Origin of the sequence: Serratia sp. HMSC15F11 (assembly GCF_001808215.1) — a bacterium.
In the GTDB taxonomy this organism is placed as follows: Bacteria; Pseudomonadota; Gammaproteobacteria; order Enterobacterales; family Enterobacteriaceae; genus Serratia; species Serratia nevei.
In genome coordinates, this window is sequence record NZ_KV792493.1 from 42,446 (window position 1) to 62,210 (window position 19,765).

A 19,765-nucleotide genomic window follows, 5' to 3' on the forward strand; every position below is an offset into this window, starting at 1 on the left:
GGTTGACTCACCCCGGCTCACTCATCCTTTCAGCAGAGCCGTGTTTTACGTTTTATAATCGACCCACACTCCGCTACGCGTCGTGTAAATCTTGTTCGACAGCGGGTTGATAGTGAATAATCCGTAACCAGCGGCAGAGGTGGGAGGTAACCAATTATCTACCGTCACATTCACCCTGGGTGACGGGAAAATTATCCATCGCCCCGTAACGCCGTCAACAAAGGTAATCCGGTTAAAATTGCCCCCTTGCACATCCAACAAAACCCCCTTCCCGGTGACCATCAGCGTCGCTAAAGAGACATCAATCAAAACCAAGCGTAATGCATCGACCGTTGTGACATCACCAACGACTCTCGTATTTTGCAGGCTTCCGCCGCCGGTAAAGCTCTTTTGCAGATCGCAATTGGTGAGTCGTGGCATCGACGTAGAAATTACATCGCCACCGATGTAACTATTCAAAATCTTAGCGGCAGAAGAGAGCTGTAGGTTACCCGCAATATTGCCTCTGGATACTGATGAGTTATCGTCACGAATATCTACCCACCCTGTCGTTCTGACAGAATCTAAATTGACGCGGGCATTAGCCATAACCACAATGTCTTTGGCAAAGACTGTTCCTATAGCCCCCCCATTCGGAGCGGGATCACCAGGTATAATTGACACATTCGCGGTTGACGAAACATTCCCGACAGCAGTTGCCGTTGCACCGAAAGTATGAACATGCTCAACCGTGCTATTTTTAGAGGCATAGATATTAATCACGCCGGCACCGCCACCGACGGAAGAAAAGTAGCTATTCATATAGCCATATCCGTTTCTTTTTTCGGCAGAGTTGGGGGTTTCAACAGTTGCCTTGGTGACTAACGTGCCTTCTTCATGAACTTTGGCCAGCCAATTTTTTGAGCCTGATACTCGCCAAGCTTTCTCTCTACAGTCATGAGCCATTAAAGAGTGGATCGTATTGGCATTAGACTCATCAAACGTCGATCCGGTTGCAGCAGGGTAACTGGTAAAGTCGATACCGAACATCGTCTCATTGCCACAGAACAGTGCCCTGACGTCATTAAATACGTTATCAAAGGTAGAAGCAAAATAGACGCCTGCGCCATTCATGTGCATTGAAGAGAGAAATTGAACTCTGGAACCTGAAAGCGTGTGCAGTTGACCATTAATCGCTTTACCCGTGTAACCATCCATATTGTAAATCGTGATGGTATCCAGATCCTGATTACCCTGAGTCGTTCCATACACTAAACCTTTTCCGTCATACTGACCATTCTGATTAAGCACGACCCAAGGCAATTTTAACCCGATATCAGTCTTTGGAATAAATGATGAAGATTTAATGAATAAATGCAGGGCTCCAGATAAACAAGTCAGCCCGCTAATATTGATAGAAGAGGAAATAAATAAGCCCACTTGCGCATACGAACCCGCTTTAGGAAACTCGCTCACCAGAGTGCATTTCTTTTCAATCGCTTTGTTTATAGCCGCCTGCAAGCTGCCGGTGACATCAATATAATTTGATGTCGTTCTATCCGTAGCTTCTATCCCGTAATCATAAAGATTAACCGTGCAGGCAATTCTTTCCCAATAAAATCCGGTCGTTTGCGCAACGTGGCCGCCATCATCGGCTTTTACACCAGCAACAGAGACGAAATCACCGCCACCGTATATCCCACCGTCCTTCCACGAATTAAGCGTAACCCTGACTCCCGCTTGCGCGGGCACATAGGCTCTTAAAGCCTCAAAACTCGAGATAACAGCAAACGCGGTAGCACGATCAGAACCGATATTCATAGAACCTCCTCTTTGAAGTCTGCGCGTCGCAATCGACACCAAGACTCTAAAACTCGGTCCTTCATAGCGCCAAAACAGCGGGTTGTGCCACACGCAGATGGACAACCCGGAGTCCGGGTTATTTGGCCGCAGTCACCTGATGACAACACCCCGCCAGGTTATTAATGATGGGGCACTCCGCCCCCTCGTCACCCGGGCATTGGTCGGCCAGCGCCAGCAGGCGCTGGCGCATTTCGCCCAGTTCGCTGATGTGCCTTTCGATCTCCGCCACCTTCTGCAGCGTGCGCGCCTTCACGTCGGCGCTGTGGCGGGCCGGATCGTTGAACAACGCCACCAGCTCGCGGCACTCGTCCAGGTTGAAGCCCACCTGCCGCGCCTGGCGCAGCAGCGTCAGCTCTTCAACGTGCCTGGCGGAGTAGTGGCGGTAACCATTATCGCTGCGGATCGGGGCGGTAATCAGCGCTTTCTCTTCGTAAAAACGAATCGTCTTGCTGGTTAGCCCGGTTTTTTTCGCGACGTCGCTAATATTCATTTTCCCTCCTTGACCTTACCCTTGCTGGAAGGTTTAAGCTCCATTCTTAGTGAAAACAGGTCAGGCGGTCAACCTTTAAACACCGCCTTCTAAGCAAGGAGTCCAATCATGTCACACACCACTATGCTGGCATTGCAGGGGCTGTCCTGCATGAACTGCGCGCAGCGGGTGAAAAAAGCCCTGGAAAGCCGCAGCGATGTCGAACAGGCGGACGTTAACGTGCATTACGCCAAAGTGACCGGCGACGCGCCGGACAGCGCGCTGATCGACAGCGTGATCGCCGCCGGTTATCAGGCCGAAGTCGCGCCGCACGCCGATACCGAACTGCAGCTGAGCGGCCTGAGCTGCATGCACTGCGTCGGCACCACCCGCAAGGCGCTGGAAGCGGTGCCGGGCGTGTTCGCCGCCGACGTCGCTATCGACGGCGCGAAAGTGTACGGCGATGCCGATCCGCAGGCGCTGATCGCCGCGGTAGAAGATGCCGGTTATCACGCCGGCGTGGCGGGCGCCGTCGCCCCAAAAACTGAGCCGTTGACTGACGCAACACCTTCGTTGCCGGACGATCAGCCAGCGGCGCAATCTCCCCTTCCGGCAACCGACGGCGCGGACGACAGCGTACAGCTGCTGCTCAGCGGCATGACCTGCGCCAGCTGCGTCAATAAAGTGCAGCTGGCGCTGCAAAGCGTTCCCGGCGTAGAGCATGCGCGCGTCAACCTGGCGGAACGCAGCGCGCTGGTGACCGGCGCCGCCGATGCGCAGGCGCTGGTGGCGGCGGTGGAAAAAGCCGGCTACGGCGCCGAAATGATTCAGGATGAAACCGAACGCCGCGAGCGCCAACAGCAGACCGCACGCGCCAACATGAAGCGCTTTAGCTGGCAGGCAGCGCTGGGTCTGGCGTTGGGTATCCCACTGATGGCCTGGGGACTGTTCGGCGGCAGCATGACGCTGACGCCGGAAACCCAGCGCCCCTGGCTGCTGGTCGGCGTCATCACCCTGGCGGTGATGGTGTTCGCCGGTGGGCACTTCTACCGCAATGCCTGGCGTGCGCTGATGAACGGCAGCGCCACCATGGACACCCTGGTGGCGCTCGGTACTGGCGCTGCCTGGCTTTACTCGATCGCCGTCAACATTTGGCCCGATTTCTTCCCGATGGAGGCGCGCCACCTCTATTACGAGGCCAGCGCGATGATCATCGGTTTGATCAACCTCGGCCATGCGCTGGAGCAACGCGCCCGTCAGCGTTCTTCGCAGGCGCTGGAGCGGTTGCTGGATCTGACGCCGCCTACCGCGCGGTTGGTAACCGACGACGGCGAGCGCGATATCCCGCTGGCGGAGGTGCAGCTCGGCATGACGTTGCGGCTGACCACCGGCGATCGCGTGCCGGTCGACGGTGAAATCGTGCAGGGTGAAGTCTGGCTCGATGAAGCGATGCTGACCGGCGAAGCGGTGCCGCAGCAGAAAGGTGCTGGTGACACGGTGCATGCCGGGACGGTGGTTGACGACGGCAGCGTGCTGTTCCGCGCCGCCGCCATCGGCAGCCAAACCACGCTGGCGCGCATCATTAAACTGGTGCGCCAGGCGCAGAGCAGTAAACCGGCGATCGGCCAACTGGCCGACCGCGTCTCGGCGGTGTTCGTGCCGGCGGTGGTGGGGATAGCCCTGTTCAGCGCGGCGATGTGGTACTTCTTCGGCCCGCAGCCGCAGCTGGTCTATACGCTGGTGATCGCCACCACGGTGCTGATCATCGCCTGTCCGTGCGCATTGGGATTGGCGACGCCGATGTCGATCATCTCCGGCGTGGGCCGCGCGGCGGAGTTCGGCGTGCTGGTACGCGACGCCGACGCCCTGCAGCAGGCCAGCCAGCTGGACACCCTGGTGTTCGACAAAACCGGCACCCTGACCGAAGGGAAACCGCAGGTGGTAGAGATCCTGACCTTCAATCAGGTCAGCGAGCAGCAGGCGATCGGCTGGGCCGCCGCGCTGGAGCAAGGTTCCAACCACCCGCTGGCGCGCGCCATCATGGAACGCGCCGCCGGACAAACGCTGCCGCAGGTCGCGCAGTTCCGCACCCTGCGCGGCGCCGGCGTCAGCGGGGAGATCGACGGCGTGCCGGTGCTGCTGGGCAACGCCGCGCTGCTGGAGCAGCATCAGGTTGCGACCGCCGAACTGGAGGCGCCGATGCGCGCCCTGGCCGAACGCGGCGTAACGCCGGTGCTGCTGGCCGTTAACGGTAAACCGGCCGCGCTGTTCGCCATTCGCGATCCGCTGCGCGAGGACAGCGTCGCGGCGCTGCAGCGCCTGCACCAGCAGGGCTATCAGCTGGTGATGCTGACCGGCGACAACCCGGTGACCGCCAACGCCATCGCCAAAGAGGCCGGTATCGATCGGGTGATTGCCGGGGTGCTGCCGGACGGCAAAGCGGCGGCGATCAAGCAGCTGCAGGCGCAGGGCCAGCGCGTGGCGATGGTCGGCGACGGCATCAACGACGCCCCGGCGCTGGCGCAGGCCGACGTGGGCATCGCGATGGGCGGCGGCAGCGACATCGCCATCGAGACCGCCGCCATCACCCTGATGCGCCACAGCCTGCACGGCGTGGCGGATGCGGTAGCGCTGTCGAAGGCCACGCTGCGTAACATGAAGCAGAACCTGTTCGGCGCCTTTATCTACAATACGCTGGGTATCCCGATCGCCGCCGGCGTGCTCTACCCGCTGACCGGCACGCTGCTCAGCCCGGTGGTGGCGGGCGCGGCGATGGCGCTGTCGTCGATTACCGTAGTCAGCAACGCCAACCGGCTGCTGCGTTTTAAACCCAGGAAGTGATCGCCGGGGCGCCGACATGGCGCCCCGCTGTTTTCCGGGCTTTCCTGCGCGGCGGATAGCGTTTAGCATGAATGACGATTTTCCCTCGCCTTTCATGCTGAAACGCGCACCCGTTATTCAGGAGCCACGCCGTATGGGTCAACTGTTACGCCGCCTCGCCGCCTTTCTCGGCCTGATCTCGCCCAAACGTTACGCTTATCCGGCGTTGGACATCACTCTGCCGGGCGATCGTCGGCTGCATCTGGTGGGCAGCATCCATATGGGCACCGTCGATATGTCGCCGTTGCCATCCCGGCTGGCCGCCCGGCTGCAACAGGCCGACGCGCTGATCGTCGAAGCCGATATCACCGATTCCGCCTCGCCTTTCGACCACGCCGAGCTGCAGCCGGCGCTGGAACAGCGCCTGTCCGCCGAAGAATATCAACGGCTGCTGGCGCTGTGCCATGAGCTGGGCGCCGATCCAGAGGCCTTCGTCACCCTGCCCGGCTGGCAGGTCGCGCTGATGATGCAGGCGCGCCAGGCTCAGCGTCTGGGGCTGCGGGCAGAGTACGGCGTGGACTATCAGCTGCTGCAGGCCGCCCGGGCGCAGGACAAACCGGTGATCGAGCTGGAAGGGGCGCAGCAGCAGCTGGCGATGCTGGAACAGCTGCCGGAAGGCGGTATTGCGCTGCTGCGCGATACGCTGGAGCACTGGCACACCAACGCGCGGCTGCTGCAAACCATGGTGAGCTGGTGGCTGGACGCCAAACCGCGCGGCACGCTGGACACCCTGCCCGCCACCTTCAGCGCCGGGCTGTACGACGTGCTGATGCATCAGCGCAATCGCGACTGGCGGCGTCAGCTGGAGGCGCTGCCGGCCGGGGACTATGTGGTGGCAGTTGGCGCATTGCACCTGTACGGCGAGGATAACCTGCCGGCGATGCTGCAGCCACAGGGCTAAAAAAGAGGCCAATATCGCTATTGGCCAGTCAAAGAGGAATTTCTTGTATTCTAGTTATACGCATAGCAACCGTGTTAACGGTTACAGTAAACAGGGTAGCAACCCGGTGAATATCTTGGCAACCCGCTTTATGTAACAGCCGCTCAGGTTGCCGGGCAGGTCGGATTTTTGTATTTTTAAAGCTGGTTATCACCCTTCCCCCGCAGGGGACATTCTGGACAACACATCATGACGCCCGCAGTCGTTCTGCTCGAAAAACAAAAGGTCACCTTTACCCTTCATCCGTATCACCACGACAGCGAAGAAACTAATTTCGGCGACGAAGCGGTGAGAAAGCTGGGGTTGGATGCCGATCGGGTTTACAAAACCTTGCTGGTGGCGCTGAACGGCGACGCCAAACACCTGGCGGTGGCGGTCACGCCGGTCGCCACCCAGCTGGATCTGAAAAAGGTCGCCCGCGCCCTCGGTGCCAAAAAGGCCGAGATGGCCGATCCGCAGCTGGCGCAGCGCGTCACCGGGTATCTGGTGGGCGGCATCAGCCCGCTGGGGCAGAAAAAACGGCTGCCGACGGTGATCGACAGCCCGGCGCAAGCGTTCGCCACCATCTACGTTTCCGGCGGCAAACGCGGGCTGGACATCGAGCTGGCCGCCGCCGATCTGTGCCGCCTGCTGGCCGGCAGCTTCGCCGACATCGCCAAACGCGACTGACGCCGCGCGCTCAGCGGCACACCACCGTGGCGTCACAGGCCGCCAGCGTCTCGACCAGGCGGTCCTCCAGCGCCTTCACCTCCGCGCCGGGCACCAGATAGTTGTTGCTGATGATGGCGAACGCCAACGGCCGCCCAGTCGCCGAGTCGACATAGCCGCTGAGCGACGAGACCCCGGTCATGGAGCCGCTCTTGGCGTGGGCGCGGCCCGCCGCCGCCGTCTTCACCATGCGGCTCTGCAGCGTACCGCCCACCAGCAACCCCGGCTGGCCCGCGATGGGCAAGGCGTTATACCAGGCGGCAAACCACGGCTGTTTCCTGGCCGCCAGCAGCAGCGTCGTCAGCTGCTGCGCCGTGATTTGGTTCATGCGCGACAGCCCGGAACCGTCTACCTGACGGTAAGCGCCGGCCGCGATGCCCTGGCTTTGCACAAACTGGCCGATCGCCTGCAGGCCGGCGGCCCAATCCCCCTTGCCCTGCGTCTTGCGGCCCATCGCTTTGGTCAGTACCTCGCCGTAACCGTTGTTGGACACCTTCAGGAAGGTGACGGCCAGGCGGGAGAGCGGCGGCGAGTTTTTTTCGGCCAGCAACCGGGCATCAGCAGGGGTCACTCCCTCTTCCGCGTTACCGCGCAGCGTGATGCCGTGCGCGTGCAGCGCATGTTGCAATAAGGCGCCGATCACGCGGGCCGGTTGATCGACGGTGATCAATCGCGAGCGGGTCTCCTCCTGCGCGGCGATGGTGCCGCTGACCACGATTCGGTTGCTGCCCGGCTGGCGATCGAACGTCAGTGCAGTGTCGCCGCCGGTGGTGGTGCGGTTGACCAGCGTCACCGCGTCATTGGCGGGATAGAAACTCACCTGCCCCGGCGCACCGGCGCGGGCACCCGGCTGCACGTCTACCCGCACCACGTTGATATCGCCGCCGGGGGTAAAGGCGTAGTTCAGCGCCGAGATCGGCGCGGCGAAGGCGAAGGGTTCGTCGTCCCAGCTCCAGCCGGCGCCGAAGGGCGTTTGATCGAACGCGTTGGCGTCCAGGATCAGCCGCCCATGAATCTGGCGAATGCCGCGCTGCGCCAGCGTGGCGGCGAAGGTGTCGAGATCGTCCGGATGCAACGTCGGATCGCCGCTGCCCTGCAGATAGAGATCCCCCTGCAAGGTGTCGCCGCGCTGCTCGCCGGTGGTCAACAGCCGGGTTTCAAACCGGTAATCCGCCCCCAGCACGCCGAACGCCGCCAGAGAAGTGAACATCTTCATGTTGGAAGCCGGCGCCAGGCGCTGCTGCGCGTGCGCCTGATACAGCACGGTGCCGCTGTCGGCATCGCGCACCATCACGCCACTCGACGCGCCAACCAGCGCCTTGTCTTGGCCGATGGTCGCCAGCGCCTGGCTGAGCGTTTGCTCATGGCGTTGGCCGGATGACGAACACCCCGCCAGTGCCAGGATGGCGGGCAGCAGCCAGCCTGCGGTTTTCAACATGTCATCTCCCTGCTTGCGTTATCAAAACCAAATTGTTGCTCAGGCTAACATTGGAAGGCGGCGGCGGCGACTTTTGCGTGCGTTTGAAGGAGGATTTCGGCGGGAAAACAGGCGGCCCACCCACAGGGGAGCAGGCCGCCGCGGTGGCGATTAGCGATAAACGATCTCGCCCTTCGGTTCGTAAGCCGCCGCATCCAGCGGCGAGTGTTTCTCGATGTACTGCTTGAGCACCTCGGCATCGATAAAGCCGGTGTTGACGTAGCTCGGCAGCCCATCCAGCTTCGGATAGCCGTCGCCGCCCAGCGCATTGAAGTTCAGCGTCGCCATGCGGTAGGTTTTATCCGCCTGCAGCGGCTGGCCGTTGATCTTCACCTCGCTGACGCCCTTGCCGTCCGCCACCAGGCTGACGTTGGCGAACTGGGCGTAGGCGCCGGAATCCGGCTTCATGTTGGCCACTACCGCCAGGTACTGCTCAACCTCGCTGCCTTTCATATCGACATGCACCAGGGTGTTGCCGAACGGCTGTACCTTGAGCACGTTTTTGTAGGTGATATCGCCGCTTTCAATGGAATCACGCACCCCACCGCCGCTCATCACCGCGAAGTCGGCATCGGCGCGCTCCCTCTGCGCGGCCAACATCACCCGCGCCAGGTTGGTCTGCACGAAGCGCACCTTGCTGCGATCGCCCTCCAGCTTGCCGTTAACGCTGCCGATCTTCACGCTCAGCTGCTCCTTGCCCTTCTCCTGGAACGGCGTCAGCAGCTTCATCATGGCCGGGTCTTCCGCGATCTGCCGGGTGTAATACACGCGCTCGCTGGTGCCGTCCGCCTTCTCCACCTTCTTCTTCAGGTTCACCGGGATCAGCTGATAATGCACCAGCTTCAGCTCACCGTTGCGGAATTCGAAGTCGGCGCGGCCCACGTATTTGCCCCACTCATGCGCCTGCACGATCCAGGTGCCGTTCTGGCGATCCGGCGAGCACGGCGTGCCCGGCACATAGTCCACCTGCTTACGGTTGTCGCCGGCCATGCACACCGGATCCTGCGAGTGGCCGCCGACGATCATGTCGAGATACCCGGCCGGCAGGCTGCGCGCCATCTCCACGTCGCCCGGCGCGTTGGAGCCGTGTTCGCCGTTGTCATAGTGCCCCATGTGGGTAGCGGCGATGATCACGTCCGGCTTCTCGTCCTTGCGCAATTGCTCCACCACCCGCTTCGCCTCCGGCGCCGGCACGCGGAATTCAATGTCGGTAAAGTACTCCGGGTTGCCCATTTTCGCGGTGTCGTCGGTCGTCAGGCCGATCACCGCGATCTTGATGCCCTGCTTGTCGAACAAGGCGTAAGGCTTGAACAGGCGCTGGCCGGTGCTTTTCTGATAGATGTTGGCGGACAACAGCGGAAAGGTCGCCCATTTTTCCTGCTGGCGCAGCACGCTCAGCGGATTGTCGAATTCGTGGTTACCGATCGCCATCGCGTCGTAACCCACCAGGTTCATGCCGCGGAAGTCCGGCTCGGCGTCTTGCAGATCCGATTCCGGCACGCCGGTGTTGATATCGCCGCCCGACAGCAGCAGCAGGCTGCCGCCCTGCGCCGCCACTTCCTGACGAATGCCGTCCACCAGCGTTTTCTGCGCGCCCAGGCCGTATTCGCCGTGATCGTTCTGCCAGAAGTGACCGTGATGATCGTTGGTGTGCAGAATGGTGATGGCGTAGGTCTTATCCTTTTCCCAGGCACTGGCGGCCCCCGACAGCAACGTCAGGGAAACGGCCAACGCGCATGCGGTGGTTTTCAGCGAAAAACGCATGGCGAATCTCCGTGTATTAAATGGCTTTTATGATGAGGGCGAAATTGTAGCGCGAATTAATGACAGCTGATTTCAAATTTTTGCGATGTGAGTCTGATTATTTCAGATATGGTAAAAATTGAGCGCCCTGCCTAAGATGTCATCTCTGTGCTCAACAACTTATCAGGCTAATAATAATATGACCGACAGTAGCCAAAGCGCGATGCCGCCCGCCAAGGGCAGCGCGGTGAAGGGAACCGCCTTCTCCATCCTTGGCGCCATCAGCGTGTCTCACCTGCTCAACGATATGATCCAGTCGCTGATCCTGGCGATTTACCCGATCCTGCAAGCCGATTTTCACCTCAGCTTCGTGCAGATCGGCATGATTACCCTGACCTATCAGCTGACGGCCTCGCTGCTGCAGCCGCTGATTGGCTATTACACCGATAAACACCCGCAGCCTTACTCGTTGCCGATCGGCATGGGCTTTACCCTGTCCGGCCTGCTGCTGCTGTCGGTGGCGAGCACCTTCCCGCTGGTGCTGCTGGCGGCGGCGCTGGTGGGCACCGGCTCATCGGTGTTCCACCCGGAATCCTCGCGCGTGGCGCGCATGGCCTCCGGCGGCCGGCACGGCCTGGCGCAGTCGCTGTTCCAGGTCGGCGGCAACTTCGGCAGCTCGCTCGGCCCGCTGCTGGCGGCGCTGATCATCGCGCCTTACGGCAAGGGCAACGTCGCCTGGTTCTCGCTGGCGGCGCTGCTGGCGATCGTGGTGTTGCTGCAGGTCAGCAAGTGGTATCAACATCAGCACCGGGCAACTAAAGGGCAGCCGAAAAGCCCGTCGCTGCTGAAACCGCTGCCAAAACGTACCGTTGCCTACTCGTTGGGCATCCTGCTGGTGCTGATTTTCTCCAAATACTTCTATCTGGCCAGTATCAGCAGCTATTACACCTTTTATCTGATACATAAGTTCGGCATTTCGGTGCAGAATGCACAGATTCACCTGTTCGCATTCCTGTTCGCAGTGGCGGCCGGAACCATTATCGGCGGGCCTCTCGGCGACAAGATAGGGCGTAAATATGTTATTTGGGGCTCCATTCTCGGCGCCGCGCCGTTTACCCTTATTTTACCCTACTCATCCCTGTATTGGACCGGCATTTTGACAGTGATCATCGGGGTTATTCTCGCCTCGGCGTTCTCCGCCATCCTGGTCTACGCGCAGGAGCTGATCCCCGGTAAAGTCGGCATGGTTTCCGGCTTATTCTTCGGTTTTGCTTTCGGTATGGGTGGGTTAGGTGCGGCAGTTCTTGGTTATGTCGCCGATTTGACCAGTATCGAGCTGGTCTACCAAATCTGTGCTTTCCTGCCGCTGATCGGCATTATCACGGCGCTACTGCCCAATATGGAGCATAAAGCGCAATAACCCCGCTGAATGCCCGGATGAAATTATTTATTAATCCGGGTTATCCCACGGATAAACCAATGTTATTTGGCTTATCTGACACAAAATCTCCTCATTGCCGCGCCTTAAGTGAAATCCTCTGCTTTTTTACAAAAAATGCCAAATTAGCCAAGCAAGCCGCGAACAAATGCAATAAACTAAATGTATCTTTTCGTAACTTTGTTGCGTTTCTCCCGTGCCGCGATGCATAGCCAGAAGGAGTATGGATGCATAATTCAACACCGCTCATCACCACCATCGTCGGAGGGTTAGTACTCGCCTTCCTCCTCGGCATGCTGGCGAACCGCCTGCGCATCTCCCCTCTGGTGGGGTATCTGGCCGCAGGGGTGCTCGCCGGCCCGTTCACCCCCGGTTTCGTCGCCGATACCTCACTGGCGCCGGAACTGGCGGAAATCGGCGTTATCCTGTTGATGTTCGGTGTTGGCCTGCACTTCTCTTTGAAAGACCTCCTCGCAGTAAAATCTATCGCCATTCCCGGCGCCGTGGCGCAGATAGCCGTCGCTACCCTGCTCGGTATGGGGCTGTCCAAGCTGCTCGGCTGGGATCTGATCTCCGGTCTGGTGTTCGGCCTCTGCCTCTCCACCGCCAGCACCGTGGTGCTGCTGCGCGCCCTGGAGGAACGGCAGCTGATCGACAGCCAGCGCGGGCAAATCGCCATCGGCTGGCTGATCGTCGAAGATTTGGCGATGGTGCTGACGCTGGTATTGCTGCCCGCCTTCGGCAATATGCTGGGCAACGACAACGCCAGCAGCAGCCAGCTGCTGATGGAGCTGGCGCTGACCATCGGTAAAGTCATCGCCTTCATCGCGTTGATGATCGTGGTCGGCCGCCGCCTGGTGCCGTGGATCCTGTCGAAAACCGCCAGCACCGGCTCGCGCGAGCTGTTCACCCTGGCGGTGTTGGCGCTGGCGCTCGGCATCGCCTACGGCGCGGTGAAGCTGTTCGACGTCTCCTTCGCGCTGGGCGCCTTCTTCGCCGGCATGGTGCTGAACGAGTCCGAGCTGAGCCACCGCGCGGCGCACGACACCCTGCCGCTGCGCGACGCGTTTGCGGTGCTGTTCTTCGTCTCGGTCGGCATGCTGTTCGATCCGATGATCGTGATTAACGAACCGCTGGCGGTGCTGGCGACGCTGGCGATCATCGTGTTCGGCAAATCTGCCGCCGCGTTCCTGCTGGTGAAAATGTTCGGTCACTCCAAGCGCACCGCGCTGACCATCTCCGCCAGCCTGGCGCAGATCGGCGAGTTCGCCTTTATTCTGGCGGGCCTCGGCATCGCGCTGGGCATGATGTCGGAACACGGGCGCAATCTGGTGCTGGCCGGCGCCATTCTGTCCATCATGCTCAACCCGCTGCTGTTCACCCTGCTGGAGCGCTATCTGGCCAAAACCGAAACCATCGAAGAGCAAATTCTCGAAGAGGCGGTGGAAGAAGAGAAGCAGATCCCGGTGGACATGTGCAACCACGCGCTGGTGGTCGGCTACGGCCGCGTCGGCAGCCTGCTGGGCGGCAAACTGGCCGAGGCGGGCATTCCGCTGGTGGTGATCGAGAACTCCCGCCCGCGGGTGGAAGCGCTGCGCGAACAGGGCATCAAGACGGTGCTGGGCAACGCCGCCAATCCGGAAGTGATGGATCTGGCGCGGCTCGACTGCGCGCGCTGGCTGCTGCTGACCATCCCCAACGGCTATGAGGCCGGCGAGATCGTCGCCTCGGCGCGCGCCAAGCGGCCGAACATCGAGATCATCGCCCGCGCCCACTACGACGACGAAGTGGCCTACATCACCGATCGCGGCGCCAACCAGGTGGTGATGGGCGAACGGGAGATCGCCAACAGCATGCTGAACATCCTGCAGCTGGATACCCTGAGCGAAGAAGAAAAAATGGGCGGCTGCCCGATCTGAAGCGCCACGGCGCACAAAAAAAGGTCCGGTATTGCCGGACCTTTTCTTTTTCAGCGGGTTAACGCTCCCAGTAGGATTCTTCCAGGCTGTCTTCCCGCTCCGGCAGGCCACGGGTGAGGCGCGGCGAATGCTGGTTCAACACCTGGTAGCTGACGCGGTTGGCGTATTTGCACACCTGCGCCAGGGAGGAATAAGTCAGGTAGCTGCGCACGTGCTTGCTGGAATTCGGCACGTTATGGCGGTGATAGCCGTTGGCGGCAATATCGTGCAGCAACGCCGACAGCGCGCCGTCGCCGGCGCCGTTGGTGTTCATGATCCTCTCCGGCCCGCCCATATACGGCGCGATGTGCGAATAAACGCGCAGCGGATTTTCACAGTGTTCACGGCGCATGGCGCGGCTGAATTCGTAGCGGTTGAACTCGGCGATATGCCCCGGCAACAGCGGGTGCTGGGTCTGCCGCTTGTTGGCCTCTTCGGTGTAGCCCGCCATATACAGGCCGTTCGGCCCGGCGGTGCACAGCACCAGATCCACCCACTCCAGCGCCATGTCCGAGGCGGTCAACGGATCGCTTAGCCCGGTCAGCTCCAGCGCTTCGTCTTCGTTCATCGCCAGAATCGTCACGTTTTCCTTCAGGAAGTCGCGCCACCACTGCGGGTTGTCGGCGATCACGTACTTGGTGCCCAGCGTCAATACCACCGGCACGTCGTGTTTTTTGGCGTATTCGATCGCCTGCAGAGTGGCAGCCTTCATCGGCTCCCCTTCCTTGCAGCGCACCAGATAAGAGCTCAGCACCAGCGCCGACGCGCCGGCGATCACCTCTTCAGGAATGCTTTCCGGGCGCAGCTGGTTCATCTGGCCCGGGTTGATGGCGAAGGTGCGCTCGCCGCTTTCGCCAATCAGCGTGAAACAGCGGCCGATGGCGCCATCAACGCCCTGCAGATAGTTAAGATCGGTACGGCTGGAGGTATTGCACAGGTAACGGTAGGCATAGCTGCCGATTTTCACGTTGCTGCACATCACGCCGAGCAGCACCGAGCGATCGTCCGCCAGCACCGAATAGTTGTGCATGGTATTGCCGATGGTGCCGCCGGCGAACTGATGGGTAACCAGGTTGTTTTCATTCAGTTCCTGATACAGCGCCTCGGCGACGTCGTCTTCGATCACCAGAGAGTGGCCCAGGCTCAGGCCGTAGCGCTGGACAAAAGCGTCGTCCACTTTCGCCTCGATATCCACCAGCGTCTGATCGATGCCGACGATATACGAGGTGCTGATTTCACTTTCGGGCTGGGCCTGCTGCAGAAGCGGATCGCGGGCGCTCACCGGGAAATAGTGTTTGGACTTGCGTTTACCAGGAAATTTCATGTGATTGGTGGTGGTGACGGTTTAACAAGCGGTGAATGTTAACACATCCCCGCCCGATCACGATGCATCTAATATACAGATTATGGATGATTACAGGCGCTGCGCCACCAGTTGCTGCATCATATCGATATGCGCCGGCTCGTCGTTCAACGCCGAGATATATTCAAACTTCTCGCCGCCGGCTTTGAGGAAGATCTCGCGGTTCTGTTCTTTGATCTCTTCCAGCGTTTCCAGACAGTCCGCCGAGAAACCGGGGCAAATCAGCTGAATGTGCTTCACGCCCTGCGCCGGCAGCCCCTTCAGGGTCTCATCGGTGTACGGTGTCAGCCACGGCTCGCGGCCGAAGCGTGATTGGTACGTCATCATCACTCGCTCCGGCGCCAGCGGCAGCGTGGCGCTCAGCGCACGCAGGGTGTCCTCGCAGCGCTGCGGGTAGTCATCGCCCAGGCGCGCATAGCGTTTGGGAATGCCGTGGAACGACAGCACCAGCCGGTCAGGCTGGCCGTGCTCAGCGAACGAGCGCTCCACGCTTTGCTGCAGCGCGGCGATGTAGGCCGGGTGTTCGGCGTAATCGCGGATGAAGGCCACAGAAGGCAAACGGCGATAGCCTTTCAGCACTCGCGCCACGCCATCCCATACCGCCGCGCTGGTGGAACAGGAATATTGCGGATAGAGCGGCAGCACCACCAGGTTGGTCACGCCCTGCGCCAGCAGCTTGTCGATGGCTTCCGCCAGACTCGGCGAGCCGTAGCTCATGCCCAGCTCCACCGGCGTATTCGGCATGCGCGCCGCCAGCGCCCGCTGTTGGCGGCGGCTGTACACCAGCAGCGGCGAGCCCTCTTCCATCCACACCGATTGATACAGCTTCGCCACGCGCGGCGAACGGATCGGCAAGATCGCGCCGTTGAGGATCGGCCACCAGATCAGCGGCGCCGTATCGACCACGCGATCGTCACTGAGGAATTCCTTCAGATAGCGTTTGACCGCCGACGAGGTCGGCGCATCTGGTGTGCCCAGGTTCACCAGCAATACGCCGTGTTTCTCTTGCTTCATCTCAGTTCCCCTCATTTCCTTTCCGGCCGGCATTCCGTTCTGGGTCGGGATGTCAGCAGCCATTAATGCCGGCTATTGTAACGGAAAAGTCCTGCATCGAAACCGATAACAGCAACAGGCTATGCCTGTGGGCCTTCCCTTTGCGCCAGTTGCCACACCGCCGCCACGTTGCGCGCCGTCACCTGCAAATTGCAATCGGCGTCCGCCAGTGCTTCTTCCAGCGTCACGATGCGATCGAGCACCGAAAACGCTGCATCGATACCGTGTTGATGCACCACCTGGTAATCCGGCGTCAGGCTGCCGGCGATGGCGATCACCGGCACCCCGTGGCGCTTGGCCACCCGCGCCACGCCGATCGGCGTTTTGCCGTGGATCGACTGGCTGTCCAGCCGCCCTTCGCCGGTGATCACCAAATCGGCATCGCGCACCGCCTCATCCAGACGCAGAGTTTCGGTGACGATCTCGATGCCCGGCCGCAAGCGCGCGCTGAGCATGCCGAGCAGCGCCGCCCCCATGCCGCCCGCCGCCCCCGCGCCCGGCTGGGTGAGCACGGCGCGGCCGGTTTCCCGTTCCAGCAATTCACCATAGTGATGCAGTGCCGCATCGAGCTGCGCCACCATCTCCGGCGTCGCCCCCTTCTGCGGCCCAAACACCGCCGAGGCGCCCTTTTCGCCGCACAGCGGGTTATCGACGTCGCAGGCGGCGGTTACGCTCACCCGTTGCCAACGCGCATCCAGCCCGGTGAGATCGAGGTGCGCCATCTGCGCCAGGGCCGCCCCGCCCACCGGCAGCGGCCGGCGATCCTTATCCAGCAACTTCACGCCCAGCGCCTGCATCATCCCGGCGCCGCCGTCGTTAGTGGCGCTGCCGCCAATGCCGAGAATGATCGCCTTCACGCCGCGCTCCAGCGCCGCCAGCATCAGTTCGCCGGTGCCGTAACTGGTGGTGATGCGCGGATCGCGCCGGCCGGGCGGCGCCAGGTGCAGCCCGGAAGCGGCGGCCATTTCAATCACTGCGGTTTCGCCGTCGCCCAGCAGGCCATAGAACCCCTGTACCGGCTCCCCCAGCGGCCCGGTGACCGTCACCTGGACGATTTCGCCGCCGGTGGCCGCCACCATTGACTCCACCGTGCCTTCGCCGCCGTCCGCCATCGGCAGCTTCACGTAGTGCGCCTGCGGATAAATTTGGCGGAATCCCCGCTCGATGGCGTCGGCAACGCCGAGCGCGCTCAGGCTCTCTTTGAAAGAATCCGGGGCAATAACCACTTTTTTCAGCGTTTTCATCACTGTTCCTTATCCCGCCAGGTTAAACACGCCAAACATCAGCGCCGAGATTGCCGCGATGGTGAATCCCACCAGCGTTTCATACGGCAACAGCTTCAGCCGCTCGTGCACCGCCATATTGACGCTGCCACCGGTAGCGTGGAAGAAGCTGCCGTGCGGCAGGTGATCCAGCACCGTGGCGCCCGCATGGATCATCGCCGCACCGGCCAGCCCGCTCACGCCCAGCTCGAGCAGCGTAGAGCTGAACACCCCGGAAGCCACGGCGGTGCCGGCGGTGGTCGACGCGGTCGCCATCGACATCAGCGCGCCGGACAGCGGCGCCAGAAGCCAGGCCGGCAGCCCGGTGTGCGTTAAGCCGTTAATCAAAACATCCTTCAGCGCCGAGTTGGCGATAATGCCCGCCAGCGTGCCGGTGCCGAGCAGCATGATCGCTACCGGCGCCATGCGCGACAGGCCGGAGACCATAAAATGATTGCACTGGCGAATACGCCCCATCAGCAGCGCGCCCGCCAACCCGCCGGCCGGCAGCGCGATCAGCGGATCGACGGCGATACCGGCGATCGGCCGCAGCGACAGCAGCAGGATCGCCACCAGCGGCGCGCTGATCGCCGCAGCGAAGCCCGGCCGCGCCCCTTCGGCATGCTGAGTCAGCTCTTCGGCCATCACTTTGCTGCCTTTATCGCTCAGGCGGCGCGCCAGCAGATAGGCCACCACCAGGCCGCACAGCCCCGGCACGATGCCGGCCATCATCACCGAAGTGAGCGGCACGTGGAAGTTGTCCGCCGCCGCAATGGTGTTCGGGTTGGGCGACATCACGTTGCCGGCCTTGCCACCGCCGATCATCGCCAGCAGGATCGCCGCGCGCGAAATGCCGGCCTTCTGGGCGATCGACAGCGCGATCGGTGCGACGGTGATCACCGCCACGTCGATAAATACCCCCACCGCCGTCAGGATCAGTGTAGCCACCGCCAGCGCCAGCAGCGCGCGGGTTTCGCCCACCTTGCGCACGATGGTTTCAGCGATGGTGTGCGCCGCGCCGGATTCGATCAGCACCCCGGCCAGCACCCCCGCCGCCAGAATGCGCATCACGGCGTTGGTGATGCCCTGCGCCCCGCCGATCATCAGCGTTACGGTCTGCACCAGGTCGGCGCCGCCGCACAGCCCGCCCGCCAGCGCGCCGGCGATCATGCCGTAAGCCGGTGGCACCTTGCGTAGAATCAGGACGATGGCGACGGCTAACGCCACCAGTGCCCCCAGAGTGGATACGGTTGTCATTGTTGTTTTCTCCGTGGTTGATGTGCAGGCCAACATATCCCGCACGCCCGGCGTTGGCCTGAGGGGAAACAACAAAAAATCGCCGGGTGAACGGCGTGAAATTTGTGGGTTGGCACAACTCAGTCGTGCATCAGCATGCCGATATACAACCGCAGAGCGTCGGTTAATTGATTGATTTTCATGCCGGTTATCGCTTCGATGCGCTGCAGGCGATAGCGCAGGGTATTGACGTGGATATGCAGCTGCGCGGCGGTCTGCGTCTGATCACAATTCTGCGAAAAATAGTGGCGCAGCGTGCCGCGCAGTACGCCTTTTTCGTCCTGTTCGCCCAGCGTCCGCCAGGGGCGCCCCAGCTCCTGCGCGCGCCAGTCCTCCCCCAGATCGCACAACAGCGACGGCAGCGGGTAGTCGTGGTAGAACAGCGTGGCGTGACGCAGTTTCAGGCGCTGCGCCATCGCCTGGGTGGCGCGCGCCGTCAGGCTGGAACGGTAGGCGCTTTGCGGATCGTCATAAAAACCGCCGACGATCAAGCGCACCCGAAAGCGGTGTTTGAGTTGGTTTTGCAAACGCTGCGCCTGCTGGCGTTCCAGCTTCAGGCTCCATTCGCCCTGCGCCATGCAGGCCGGGCGCAGCAGGGTCATTTCATTGAAGCCGGTAATGGCGATCAACGCATCGCGCTGGGTGGCCTCCAGCTCCGCCAGCAGCTCGCGCAGCAGGTGCGGCTGCGCCTCTTGCAGCTCGACGATCCACACGATGCGCGCCTGGCGCAGATCCAATCCCAGATACGCTGCCATCGCTTCCAGCGACGCGTTGTTCGGCTGCGGCTGCAGCAGCTGGTTCGCCAGCTCTTCCCGGTAGCGCTTTTCCCACTGGTGCTGATCCAGCAGCGCCGCCTGCTCCACCATCATCTCCGCCGCCATCTTCACCAGCTCGGCGTAGGCGCGCACCTCGGCTGGTTCGCCGGAGATGCCGATCACCCCCACCCGCTGGTTGCGAAAGCTGAACGGCAGATTGATGCCGGGCCGCACGCCCTTCAGGTGCTCGGCGGTGGCGCGGTCGATTTCCCCCACCCGATTCTCCGCCAGCGCCAGCACCGCGCCTTCATGGCGCTGGAACAGGCGTTGGGGGTTGCCGGAGGCGATAATCACGCCGTTGCTGTCCATCACGTTGACGGAATGGCTGATGATGCCCATCGCCCGCTGGACGATCTGGCGCGCGGTGGCTTCCGCCAGAAGATTGGTTTGTCTGAGCATGCCCGGCTCCCTGCTGAGGGTGAAAACGCAGGCTTGTTATACGCCATTTGGCGCGGGCGATTAACGGGCACGGCCGCAACAAGCCGCCGCGATCACAATTTGGCGGGAAAACGGCAAAAAAA

Annotated in this window: 14 protein-coding genes; 5 read left to right on the plus strand and 9 right to left on the minus strand. The window is 61.4% G+C overall.

Features of this window, described 5'->3' with window-relative positions; translation table 11 throughout:
* Positions 1-45: 45 nt before the first annotated feature.
* Together HMPREF3138_RS18325 and cueR are read right to left on the minus strand one after the other, a co-directional pair.
* Complete coding sequence (locus HMPREF3138_RS18325) at positions 46-1,800, minus strand: hypothetical protein (protein WP_038875040.1); 1,755 nt, start codon at positions 1,798-1,800, stop codon at positions 46-48.
* A 118-nt stretch (positions 1,801-1,918) separates the two neighbouring features.
* On the minus strand, positions 1,919-2,332 hold the full coding sequence (gene cueR, locus HMPREF3138_RS18330; protein ID WP_038875037.1) for a Cu(I)-responsive transcriptional regulator: 414 nt from the start codon (positions 2,330-2,332) through the stop codon (positions 1,919-1,921).
* Between the two features lie 108 nt (positions 2,333-2,440).
* On the opposite strand from cueR, the gene copA reads away from it, so the two are divergent.
* The 3 genes from copA to ybaK all read left to right on the plus strand — a co-directional run bounded on the left by copA (position 2,441) and on the right by ybaK (position 6,800).
* Positions 2,441-5,152: a copper-exporting P-type ATPase CopA gene (copA, locus tag HMPREF3138_RS18335; RefSeq protein WP_038875034.1), complete on the plus strand. Its 2,712-nt coding sequence runs from the start codon at positions 2,441-2,443 to the stop codon at positions 5,150-5,152.
* Between the two features lie 133 nt (positions 5,153-5,285).
* Positions 5,286-6,092, plus strand: a complete 807-nt coding sequence (locus tag HMPREF3138_RS18340; protein WP_038875031.1) for a TraB/GumN family protein — start codon at positions 5,286-5,288, stop codon at positions 6,090-6,092.
* A gap of 228 nt (positions 6,093-6,320) precedes the next feature.
* A complete protein-coding gene (gene ybaK / locus HMPREF3138_RS18345) occupies positions 6,321-6,800 on the plus strand; it encodes a Cys-tRNA(Pro)/Cys-tRNA(Cys) deacylase YbaK (protein WP_038875028.1) in 480 nt (159 codons plus the stop codon).
* A gap of 10 nt (positions 6,801-6,810) precedes the next feature.
* Here the strand turns inward: ybaK and dacB are convergent, their stop codons facing one another.
* Positions 6,811-8,277: a D-alanyl-D-alanine carboxypeptidase/D-alanyl-D-alanine endopeptidase gene (gene dacB / locus HMPREF3138_RS18350; protein ID WP_049194198.1), complete on the minus strand. Its 1,467-nt coding sequence runs from the start codon at positions 8,275-8,277 to the stop codon at positions 6,811-6,813.
* A 150-nt stretch (positions 8,278-8,427) separates the two neighbouring features.
* Entirely contained in the window at positions 8,428-10,080 is a 1,653-nt protein-coding gene (gene ushA, locus HMPREF3138_RS18355; protein ID WP_038875022.1) for a bifunctional UDP-sugar hydrolase/5'-nucleotidase UshA, read from the minus strand.
* Positions 10,081-10,258: 178 nt separating this feature from the next.
* On the opposite strand from ushA, the gene HMPREF3138_RS18360 reads away from it, so the two are divergent.
* Together HMPREF3138_RS18360 and ybaL are read left to right on the plus strand one after the other, a co-directional pair.
* A complete protein-coding gene (locus HMPREF3138_RS18360) occupies positions 10,259-11,479 on the plus strand; it encodes an MFS transporter (RefSeq protein ID WP_048232868.1) in 1,221 nt (406 codons plus the stop codon).
* A gap of 245 nt (positions 11,480-11,724) precedes the next feature.
* On the plus strand, positions 11,725-13,416 hold the full coding sequence (ybaL, locus tag HMPREF3138_RS18365; RefSeq protein ID WP_004940247.1) for a YbaL family putative K(+) efflux transporter: 1,692 nt from the start codon (positions 11,725-11,727) through the stop codon (positions 13,414-13,416).
* A 58-nt stretch (positions 13,417-13,474) separates the two neighbouring features.
* Here the strand turns inward: ybaL and HMPREF3138_RS18370 are convergent, their stop codons facing one another.
* The 5 genes from HMPREF3138_RS18370 to HMPREF3138_RS18390 form a co-directional block, all read right to left on the minus strand.
* Positions 13,475-14,779 (minus strand): inosine/guanosine kinase, encoded by a 1,305-nt coding sequence (locus tag HMPREF3138_RS18370; RefSeq protein WP_025301797.1) that lies wholly within the window; start codon positions 14,777-14,779, stop codon positions 13,475-13,477.
* A gap of 90 nt (positions 14,780-14,869) precedes the next feature.
* On the minus strand, positions 14,870-15,832 hold the full coding sequence (hemH, locus tag HMPREF3138_RS18375) for a ferrochelatase (protein ID WP_004940253.1): 963 nt from the start codon (positions 15,830-15,832) through the stop codon (positions 14,870-14,872).
* Positions 15,833-15,951: 119 nt separating this feature from the next.
* Positions 15,952-17,115 (minus strand): glycerate kinase, encoded by a 1,164-nt coding sequence (locus HMPREF3138_RS18380; protein WP_038875015.1) that lies wholly within the window; start codon positions 17,113-17,115, stop codon positions 15,952-15,954.
* A gap of 9 nt (positions 17,116-17,124) precedes the next feature.
* Positions 17,125-18,390: a GntP family permease gene (locus HMPREF3138_RS18385; protein ID WP_038875012.1), complete on the minus strand. Its 1,266-nt coding sequence runs from the start codon at positions 18,388-18,390 to the stop codon at positions 17,125-17,127.
* Between the two features lie 119 nt (positions 18,391-18,509).
* Positions 18,510-19,643 (minus strand): sugar diacid recognition domain-containing protein, encoded by a 1,134-nt coding sequence (locus tag HMPREF3138_RS18390; protein WP_070559217.1) that lies wholly within the window; start codon positions 19,641-19,643, stop codon positions 18,510-18,512.
* Between the last annotated feature and the right edge of the window lie 122 nt (positions 19,644-19,765).